At 37.0% G+C, this 332-nt stretch carries 1 protein-coding gene; it reads left to right on the top strand.

Features of this window, described 5'->3' with window-relative positions; translation table 11 throughout:
• A partial coding sequence (locus OM074_RS21345) for a DUF4230 domain-containing protein (protein ID WP_301202735.1) occupies nt 1-332 on the top strand: 332 nt, incomplete at both ends.

Raw genomic sequence — 332 nt, 5'->3', positions numbered from 1 at the left:
ATCAAAGAGCTGCACCTGATTAAGCACATTTATCAGGACTTGTCTTTTATACATCGCAAAAATGATGCTTCAAAAAGTTTAAAGGCAGTGGCCTTGGTGCCCGTTAGTGTTACTGCCTATATTGACTTAACGCAGATGATAATAAAACATAAGAATGACAGTATCATAAAAATTATTTTGCCGTACCCAGAGATGAGTGAGCCCAACTATTTAATAGAGAAGATGGAAGTGAAAAAGGTAAAGGGCTTTCAGATTCATATTGGTAAAGATTTACATGCCGAGGTGTTGAGTTATTTAACGGAAATTGTGACGAGGCGAAAAAAGGCCATTGT

The sequence above is a fragment of the Plebeiibacterium marinum genome, from assembly GCF_026013615.1.
Taxonomy (GTDB): Bacteria; Bacteroidota; Bacteroidia; order Bacteroidales; family Marinilabiliaceae; genus Saccharicrinis; species Saccharicrinis marinus_A.
This window is presented reverse-complemented; position numbering and strand designations above follow the sequence as displayed.